The 8,390-nt window shown below is 73.1% G+C and carries 6 protein-coding genes and 1 tRNA gene; 1 reads left to right on the forward strand and 6 read right to left on the reverse strand.

The window, feature by feature from the left end; genetic code table 11:
- Positions 1 to 8: 8 nt before the first annotated feature.
- Entirely contained in the window at positions 9 to 1,733 is a 1,725-nt protein-coding gene (locus tag AN218_RS18480; protein WP_244900518.1) for a putative bifunctional diguanylate cyclase/phosphodiesterase, read from the reverse strand.
- Between the two features lie 599 nt (positions 1,734 to 2,332).
- Between AN218_RS18480 and AN218_RS18485 the strand changes: the two genes are divergently transcribed.
- Entirely contained in the window at positions 2,333 to 3,523 is a 1,191-nt protein-coding gene (locus AN218_RS18485; protein WP_070017997.1) for a M6 family metalloprotease domain-containing protein, read from the forward strand.
- 107 nt (positions 3,524 to 3,630) lie between these two features.
- On the opposite strand, the gene AN218_RS18490 is transcribed toward AN218_RS18485, so the two are convergent.
- The 5 genes from AN218_RS18490 to AN218_RS18510 all read right to left on the reverse strand — a co-directional run bounded on the left by AN218_RS18490 (position 3,631) and on the right by AN218_RS18510 (position 8,235).
- Positions 3,631 to 3,704: transfer RNA gene (locus AN218_RS18490), tRNA-Lys, on the reverse strand.
- Complete coding sequence (locus tag AN218_RS18495) at positions 3,695 to 4,558, reverse strand: hypothetical protein (protein ID WP_070017998.1); 864 nt, start codon at positions 4,556 to 4,558, stop codon at positions 3,695 to 3,697. The genes AN218_RS18490 and AN218_RS18495 overlap by 10 nt, the downstream gene beginning before the upstream one ends.
- A gap of 129 nt (positions 4,559 to 4,687) precedes the next feature.
- Positions 4,688 to 5,050, reverse strand: coding sequence for a hypothetical protein (locus tag AN218_RS18500; RefSeq protein WP_070017999.1), 363 nt, complete (start codon positions 5,048 to 5,050; stop codon positions 4,688 to 4,690).
- Positions 5,051 to 5,182: 132 nt separating this feature from the next.
- Positions 5,183 to 6,583, reverse strand: a complete 1,401-nt coding sequence (locus tag AN218_RS18505) for an AAA family ATPase (RefSeq protein WP_070018000.1) — start codon at positions 6,581 to 6,583, stop codon at positions 5,183 to 5,185.
- Positions 6,580 to 8,235, reverse strand: coding sequence for a hypothetical protein (locus AN218_RS18510; protein ID WP_070018001.1), 1,656 nt, complete (start codon positions 8,233 to 8,235; stop codon positions 6,580 to 6,582). The genes AN218_RS18505 and AN218_RS18510 overlap by 4 nt, the downstream gene beginning before the upstream one ends.
- Positions 8,236 to 8,390 lie beyond the last annotated feature (155 nt).

Below are 8,390 nucleotides of genomic sequence, written 5' to 3' on the forward strand. Positions count from 1 at the left end.
CCGTCCGCTCAGCGCAGCAGCGCCCCGATGCAGTGGGCCGGCATGGGTTTGGCGTAGTGATAGCCCTGACCGGTGTCGCAGCCGATGCCGCGCAGCCGGTCCGCCTGCTCGGAGCCCTCGACGCACTCGGCGGTGACCGTCAGTCCGAGCTGATGCGCGAGGCGTACCAGCGCGGTGACGATCGTCTCGTCCGCCGGGTTCGGATGACGGGCCGCGCTGAAGCCCCGTACGAAGCTGCCGTCCAGCTTCAGCACCCGTACCGGGAGCCGGCTCAGATAGGCCAGGTTCGAATAGCCGGTGCCGAAGTCGTCGATCGCGATGCCGACGCCCATCTCGCTGAGGGCCTGGAGCGCTTCAAGGGGACGCCCGGCCGAACCCATCACGTCGGACTCGGTCAGCTCCAACTGCAGCAGCCCGGACGGGAGTCCGGTCTCCTCCAGGACGCGGCGCACGTCCGCGACGAGGTCGGAGTCCCACACCTGCCGCACGGCCACGTTGACGCTCACGTACACCGGCGGTCCCGGGTGTGCCAGCATCCAGCGGCGGGCCTGGCGGCAGGACTCCTCCAGGACCCAGCGGCCCAGCGGCACGATCGCGCCGTTCTCCTCGGCGAGGCCGATGAAACGGTTCGGTCCGAGCTTCCCGAACTGCGGATGCTGCCAGCGCACCAGCGCCTCGACGCCCACGAGCCGGTCGTCGCCGAGATCCACGATCGGCTGGTAGTCCAGGACGAATTCGCCCCGTTCGACGGCGCCGGGGAGCGCGGACGAGAGTGCCTGACGGGTCATCCGGCTCGCGTTGCGCTCCGGGTCGAAGAGCGTCCAGCGGGCACGGCCGTCGGCCTTCGCCCAGTACAGCGTCGTGTCCGCGGCCTGCATCAGCTCCGTCGCGTCGGTGCCCTGCGCCTCGCGCTCGACGACGCCGATGCTCGCCGAGACGGTCAGCCGCCGCCCGCCCAGATCGAAGGGGCGCTGAAGGGTCTTCAGCACCGCGTCGGCGAGGGCGGTCAACTGCCGCGTACCGGTGGAGCCGTCGACGAGGATCGCGAACTCGTCGCCGCCGAGGCGCGCGGCGAGATGCCGCTGACCGCCGTCCTCCGCGCACTGGACGAGGCGCCGGGCGACGGCGTCGAGCAGTTCGTCGCCCCTGCGGTGGCCCAGGGTGTCGTTGACGGCCTTGAATCCGTCGAGGTCGAGATAGCAGATGCCGACGCGGCCGGTCGCGGTGTCCGAGAGCGCGGCGGCGAGACGTTCGAAGAAGAGGCTGCGGTTGGGAAGGCGCGTGACTGGGTCGTGCATCTGGAGATGGCGGAGCCGGTCACGCAGATCGCGCTGCTCGCTGACGTCGGCCACCGACAGCAGCGTCTCGCCGTCGTGCGCGGTCGGCAGCAGCGAGATCTCCGCCCAGAGGGTGTGCCCGTCGGCGTTCTTCAGCCGGCGGGTGCAGCGCACCGGGGGTGTGCCGCGCACACCGGCGGCGGCACCGGAACCGGCCGTACCGGCCGAGCTCGCCGTACCGGTCGCACCACCCGCGCCGTCCTCGCCGGAGCGCGGCGCCACCGGATACCGCAGGGCGCCGCCGTCGAGCCCTCTGCGCAGCATGCCCCCGTCCAGACCGAGCGCGGGCAGGTCCGTGACGGACGTGGAGACGAGCGTCTCGGGCGCTGCGCCGAGCAGTGTGCCGAGAGCGTCGTTCGCGCTGACGACCCGGCCGTCGCGGTCGACGATCGCCATCGCGAGACGGGCGGCGTTGAACGCGGCCCGGAAGTCGCTGTCCCGCTTCCGGCTCCGCCAGTCCGCCCTGCCGTGCCACGCACCTCGCGTACGGCTACGCTGTGTGATCTTCTGCGGTGAAGTCCCGGTGTTCTCGCCGGAGTTCCTGCCCGGTCCTTCGAGGGGTCCGTTCACCAATCGCTCCCGCCGGGGGGCTCGTCGCGTGCGGATCGGCCGGGCGGTCGGCCCGGTGTGACGCGTGGCGATCCGCGCTGGAAATGTGCCGATCATAGAGGTTCGGGCGTGAGCGGAGCCAGCAACCACGGCGTCCCACCGGGGCGTTGGTGCCCGTGGGACGTAACGGTGAACGCGAGGGGGACCGTTCCGGCACGAGTACGGGAACGGGGCTCTCCGCGTAAAGCAACGCATCACACACGGTAGCCATATTGCCGCTCACGCGCCTGGTCTAACGGAACAGGACTTAACGGGCATTACGGGCAACGGTTGAAGGGTCTTACCCCCTGCCCCAGTGAGGTCCACACGTGGCGCGTTCGACGAGGCACGGTTCGCGGAGAAACCCCTCCGTGCGGCACGGCTGGCGCCGGGCCGGAGCGGTCCTCATGGCGCTCACCGCCGTCATCGGAACGGCGCTCTTCGCCGGACCCGCCACCGCGGTCGCCGTCGCCGCGCCCTGTGCCCTGCCGCGTACGGCGGCCCACCACTCTCTCGGTGTCGATAGCTGGGACCCGGCCTATCCGCGGCCCCGCCATCGGATAGACGCCGTCATGCTGTTCCTCTCCTTCCCCGACTCCCGCCCCACCTCCACTCCCCAGGAGCTGACCGCGGACCACTTCCCGGCCACGTCCGACTTCTACGAACGCGCCTCCTACGGCAAGTTCCGGCTCCACACCGACACCGCGAAGCACTGGATCCGGATGCCCTCCAGCTCCCGCTCGTACGGGATACGGCGCGACTGGAACGAGCAGCAGCGCACCGCCTATCTCAAGGACGCCGTCGCCGCCGCGGACCCCAAGGTCGACTTCAGCCGCTACGACCTCGTCTATCTCGTCGCCGATCCGGACGCCCGAGGCGTCGACTCCGATGCGACGAAGGTCGTCAACTTCGACACCCCCCTCGAAGCGGACGGCACCGAACTGCGCCGTCTCGTCACGGTCTTCGAGCAGAGCCCGCCCGACCGTCACGTCCTCGCGCACGAGACGGGCCACGCCTTCGACCTCCCCGATCTGTACCGGCGGCCGGCCTCCGGAGCCGCCGACTGGGACACCTACGTCGGGGACTGGGACCTCATGGGCAGCCAGTTCGGCCTCGCCCCCGATCTCTTCGCGTGGGAGAAGTGGAAGCTCGGCTGGCTCACGCGGCGCAACGTGAGCTGCGTCCCGCCCGGTGCCGGGGTCTCGGCGCACTCGATCCGCTCCCTGAGCGCGACGCCGCTGGGCAGCCGGGGCGACCACCGGCTCGCGGTCGTCCGTACGGGACGGAACGAGGCGCTGGCCATAGAGGCCCGCGGCTCCGAGGGCAACGACCGGGGGCTGTGCGCGGAGGGCGTGCTCCTGTACTGGGTGCGCAGCGACCGCGCCTCGACCTACGGACCGGTGAAGGTGGTCGACGGACACCCCGGCACCCACGGCTGCTCGGACGGCTCGGTTTATCCGTCGCTCGCGGACGCGCCGCTGGGGAAGGGCGAGAGCTACACCACGGGGCGCGGCGGCGGGGTGCGCGTCGAGGTCACGGGCCGCACGGCGGACGACGGCTGGCGGGTGAGGGTGACGCGGAAGCACGGCATGAGCTGAGCCCGGCCATGCTCGGCCCGGCTCCGGCGGAGGCGGTGCGCCCCCGGGCACGGCCCCGCGCAGAACGAAGGCCCCCTCGCCGGAACGAGAGGGCCTTTCGCTGTCCGTACGCCGTCAGGGACTCGAACCCCGGACCCGCTGATTAAGAGTCAGCTGCTCTAACCAACTGAGCTAACGGCGCCTGGTGACGTCGTAGACCTTAGCATCACGGTCCGCTGTTCCGGAAATCGGTTCTTCGGCGGCCACGAGCCCCCGACCTGCGCGGACGGGAGAGCGGCGGAGCGCGGGGCGGCGGTCGGGGCTCTCGCGGCGGGCCCGCAGACAGGCGCGGAGGAAGGCTTCGGGGCCGGGCAGCCAGGGGTGGCGGACGTCGGGGGCGACGAGCCAGCGGGAGAGAACACCGGATACGCAGGACTGCTCGGGATCGCGGTGGAGGGCCGGGATGGTCACGGAGTCGCCGGTGCCGAGGAAGATCAGCGGGGGCCGGTGCCGCTGGGTGAACGTTTCCGCAGATCTCGCGGGACCGGTGTCGTCCCTGGTCGGAGCGGTCTGCGTGCCTCCTGTGCGATCTGCGTCGCCGGGGCTGGGTCTCTCGCTCCGTGCCGTACGCCGCCACTCGTCCCACTCCAGCAGTGCGGGCAGCCGCTGCGCCGTATCGGGGGCGGCGAAGAGGAGCAGCCGGCCCCGGTGCACCGCCACCGGTCCGCTGCCGGGCCCGCTGGCCCATAAGCGCTCCAGGATCAGCCGGCCGGGCAGCGGCGGTGCGCTCACGACGTCGAAGGCGCGTCCGCAGGGCAGGACGCTGGGGGAGTCCGGCCGGTACCGCCAGAGCGCGTGGACGCTCGACGACAGGGTGCAGGCGGAGGCCAGCCAGTCGGCGCCGGCCTGTGTGACGCAGGACGGAGCGGGAGCGGCGGCGCAGGCGCCGCGGCGGGACTCCGGATCGGCGGAGGTGCCGCGGGCGAGTTCGAGGACGTCGGGGATGCCGACGCCGTGCGGGCGCTGAGGGGTGGTGCCCCGGTGCCAGTCACTCATGAAGAACAGATGTACCGGACATGCCGTTCTCTTCGGAACCTTGAAGCGAAAATCGGACAAGCGCTTACGCGGTGGGGTAGGTTGCCCCTCCGTGTGTGCTCGGTGACCCCGTGCGACCGAAGTGGTCCGTCACTCCGGGCCGCGGTCCGCGAGCAGCTCCCGGCCGAACTCGATCATCTTCCGCGCGTAGTCCTCCGACCAGTCGCCCCGCTCGGCGACGTCGGCGTCCGAGAGGCGGTCGAAGCGCTTGGGATCGGCGAGCTGTGCCGCCGCCATCGCCTGGAACTCCACGGCGCGGTCGGCCGCGGCGCGGAAGGCCAGAGCCAGTTCCGTCGAGCGCTCCAGCAGCTCGCGCGGATCCGTGATCGTGTCCAGGTCGAAGAACTGCTCGGAGTCCTCCTTGTTCTCCGAGGGCTCGAAGAGCAGGGGTGCCGGACGGCGGAAGCGCGGGGTGCCGCCGCGCGGGTCCGGAGCCGAGTTCGGCTCGGGCATGTGCCTACCTCCATCTGTCGTGACCGCAGTCATTGTCCCGCTTCGGACGTCCGCTGTGCAGATCGGCCGTACGCGGCGGCGACGTACGCGCGGGCGCGGGGCGGCGGCGCACCCCCGGCGGGCCCGGACCGTTCACGTCCGCCAGGGCACGGTGTGCGCCGCGAGGTGGGCGAGCACGGAGTGGTTGGCCTCCCAGCCGTCCGGGAACTTCACGGTGACCCCGAGCTGGACGGGCTCCGTCTCCGGGTGCTCGTCCAGCAGCTCTCCCACGCCCGCCCGGCAGACCACGACGCACGCGTGCCGGTGCCGCGAGGCGAGCACGCACAGCCGTCCCGTCTCCAGATGGAAGGCGGTCGCGTCGGGGCGGCCCGAGAGCGGGTGCAGCACCACCGTCACGTCGAACTCCCGTCCCTGGAGCCGGTTCGCGGTGTCGACGGTGACGTCGGCGGCGTGCAGCTCTTCCGGCAGACCGAGCCCGGCCAGTGCGGAACGTACCGCCGCGGCCTGGTCGCGGTGCGCCGTACCGACGGCGACGCGTGCGGCCGTCAACGGCGAGGCTCCCGGGGAGCGTTCGTCCGTCGTGGCGCCGCCGCGGGTCAGCAGCCGGCCGACGACGCGGGCGACGGCGGCGACCGCCTCCGGGTCCGTTCGCGGGGTCAGCCGCGCCGGAAGCTCCAGCAGGCCCCAGCCGGAGCCCGCCGCTTCGTCGATCACCCCGTCCACGGCCGAACCGTCCGCCGGCACCTCGAAGTTCAGGCTCCGGTCCCCGTGGCCGCTGCCGCTGCGGAAGGGCGTGTACGGATAGAACGCCTCCGAGACGAGCGGCGCGGCCGAGGCCGGGAGCCGCCAGGAGACGGGCAGCCGGTGCTGCGGCAGCTCCGGGTTGTGGGAGAGCAGCGTGGTCACGGCGCTCGCGGACGGGTCGTGGGTGAGCCCGGCCCACTGCTCCGCGCCGACCTGGCTGAACGGGTCGAGCTGGCCGGGATCACCGACGAACAGGGCGCGTTCGAAGAGTCCGGCGACGGTGAGCAGCGCGTCGGAGCGCATCTGGTACGCCTCGTCGACGATCGCGTGCGGCCACCGCTGCTGCCCCTCGGGGGGCTTCACCCACGCCCACTTGGCCGCCGTGGACAGCACGACGGGCAGGCCCGCGAGGTCCGCCGCCTTCGCCGAGGCGACGACCGACGGGAGGGCGTCGAGCGCCGGGTCGTACGGGCGAGTCTCGCTGCTGTGCAGCCGTCCCACGGGCAGCTCCGGGTCGGCGGACGCGAGCCGCAGCGTGAGGTCGTCGACCTGGGCGTTGGTCTGTGCGATGACGATCAACGGCCGCCCGGCGGCGGCGAGTTCGCGTGCGGCGCGGACGACGAGCGTCGACTTGCCGGCCCCGGGCGGCGAGTCCACGACGACGCCGCGGCTGGTGCTGTGCAGCGTGTCGTGCAGGATCGCCTCGGTGGCGCGGGAGGCGGCCTCGCCGGGGTCGGGAAGCTCGGGGACTCCGGCGTGCGGACCGTACGGGCGGGGCGGCGCGCTCACAGCAGATCCTCATCGGTGACGGGGTCGGGGAGGGGCGGCTGCGCGGCCACGGGGCGGTCCCCGGCCGTGCCCGGCGCGGTGGTGCCGGCCTCCGCGGGAGGGCCCTTTGTGGTGTCCGCCGGGCCCGCCGTCAGCGCTTCGGCCGGCGGGCCGCCGTGCGTCCAGGGCGTGTCCTCGATCTCGGGCAACTCCGGCCCGCCGCGCGGCGCGTGCTCGAAGAGCGTCCAGCACAGCCACTCGCCCTTGTCCGGCACCGTGCCCGGCGCCGGCTCCTTGCCGCGGCCCATGCCGCCGGTCAGCCGGAGCGTCACCAGACACGGTCCTTCCGGCCCGTTCGCCTCGGCCTCGTGTACGAGCCGTACGAACTCGGCGCTCTGCCGGGCCCCTTCGGGCAACTCCCGGTGCGCCTTGACGCCCTCGCCCAGGTGCGGGCGGTCCTCCGTCCGTACGGTGACCAGCGGGCGCGGCATGGCCCGCTTGCCCTCGGACCACGCCATCTCCACCGCCGTGACCTCGCCCGCGAACGCCTCGCCCGCGAACCGCCGTTCGGCCATCACCAGCGGGTCGTCGAGCGCCTCCTGCGCCTCCAGCCGGGACTGTTCGCGCTCGCGCTGGGCGAGCTTCGCCGCGGCCGTCACCGCGTCGTCGCGGCGGGGCTGCGGCGGCTCACCGCTGCGTACGCGGTCCCGGTGCGCGGTGTAGGACCAGCGGTCGCGCTTGAAGCGCTCGGCCACATGGGCGCCCTCCGGGAGGCTCCGCAGCAGGTCCAGGCCGTGCCACACCGCATCCCAGGCGGGGCGGAGCTGCGAGGCGATCAGCTCGCGCACCTCGTCCTCGGCACCGGGAAGACCCGCGTCGAAGCGGTCGATCGCCGGGGCCAGCAGCTTGTTGTCGAACGCCGGGTCCGTCGCCGGTCCGGCCGGCGGGCACAGCAACTGGCCGTCCGCGTCGCGTTCCGTCTCGGCGCGCAGCGCGGCGTCGCCGCCGCGCACGCCCTCCGGCGGGTCGATCCATGCCAGCAGCGCGCCCAAGTGCTGGTCCTCCAGGGCGCTTTGGCCGGTGGCCCAGTGCCGCGTCAGCAGCTCGGTCATGGACAGCAGCAGGGAGGATCCGGGCACGCGGGCACGTTCGCCGTACAGCGTCAGCCAGCGGCCGAGCAGCGGTACGCGCGGGGGAGCGGGATGCGGTTCCTCCGGGGCCTCCTCGGCGGTGCGCCGGAAGCGCATGGAGCGGCCCAGGAGGCGTACGAAGTCGGTGCCGGGGGCGTTGGGGACGATCAACTGCGGTGCGTCCGTGCAGAGTTCGACCTGCACGGTGACCTTCTTGCCGGTCTCCGGGTCGGTCTCCTTGCGCTCCTCCCACTCGATCTCGTCGAGCGCCGACTCCAGATGCGGCAGCACGGCGGCGGACAGCCCGGCCAGGAAGGCGAAGCGCAGATCGCGGTCGCGCGGCTGCGGTACGACGAGCAGTTCGGGCGCCGCGCGGTCCGTGCCGACCAGGGCGCCGAGCGGGGCGCCCGCCTCGCCCGCCGTCGTCAACGGCACGAAGACCAGGGGGCGTTCGGACAGATACCGGTGGCGGACCCTCGCCCGGGGCTGCGCCCTGCCCGCCGCGACGGCCTCCATACGGGCGAGCGCGGACATCAACGACACGGCGCCTCCCGGCAGTCGACGCGGCGGACGGACCACGCCGCGCGGGCGGCCGTGCCGGTGCCGGTATCGATCTCGTCATCGGTGCCGGAAGTCAGCATGCCGCGACCCCCAGCGCCTCCGCCCGCAGCCGCGCCGCACGGCGCAGCGCCGCCGCG

The organism is Streptomyces nanshensis (assembly GCF_001751255.1).
GTDB lineage: Bacteria > Actinomycetota > Actinomycetes > Streptomycetales > Streptomycetaceae > Streptomyces > Streptomyces nanshensis_A.

Excerpts from the sequence above, each read along its gene's own strand:
- AN218_RS18495 (WP_070017998.1), bottom strand. The coding sequence starts at position 4,558 with ATGAGTGACTGGCACCGGGGCACCACCCCTCAGCGCCCGCACGGCGTC.
- AN218_RS18485 (WP_070017997.1), top strand. The coding sequence starts at position 2,333 with ATGGCGCTCACCGCCGTCATCGGAACGGCGCTCTTCGCCGGACCCGCC.
- AN218_RS18500 (WP_070017999.1), bottom strand. The coding sequence starts at position 5,050 with ATGCCCGAGCCGAACTCGGCTCCGGACCCGCGCGGCGGCACCCCGCGC.
- AN218_RS18480 (WP_244900518.1), bottom strand. The coding sequence starts at position 1,733 with ATGGCGATCGTCGACCGCGACGGCCGGGTCGTCAGCGCGAACGACGCT.